This window comes from Limosilactobacillus portuensis (assembly GCF_014838735.1).
GTDB classification, from domain to species: Bacteria; Bacillota; Bacilli; order Lactobacillales; family Lactobacillaceae; genus Limosilactobacillus; species Limosilactobacillus portuensis.
Map to the genome: position 1 here is coordinate 1 of NZ_JABUXQ010000124.1, position 284 is coordinate 284.

Genomic DNA, 284 nt, shown 5'->3' on the forward strand with positions numbered 1-284 from the left:
TCTTTTGGGCAGTTCTTCGAAGAGCTTTACTAGATAATCATAAGGAATAAGACCATTCGCTTTAGCCGTTTCGATGATGCTGTAGAGTATGGCACTGGATCGTGCGCCATTCCCCGTATTCGCAAATAACCAGTTTTTACGGCCGATCACGAAGGGTTTGATGGCTCTTTCCGCTGGGTTGTTGTCGATGTTGATCTGCCCATCTGTTAGGTAAACAGTGAGTTTGTCCCATTGATTGAGATTATATTGGATCGCTTTGCCTAAAAGTGACTTTGGTGGTACTT

General features: G+C 44.0%; 1 protein-coding gene. It reads right to left on the minus strand.

The annotated features are described in order from the left end of the window. The coding region (locus HUK49_RS10825; protein WP_191913689.1) for an IS66 family transposase at positions 1-284 on the minus strand (284 nt) is incomplete at both ends.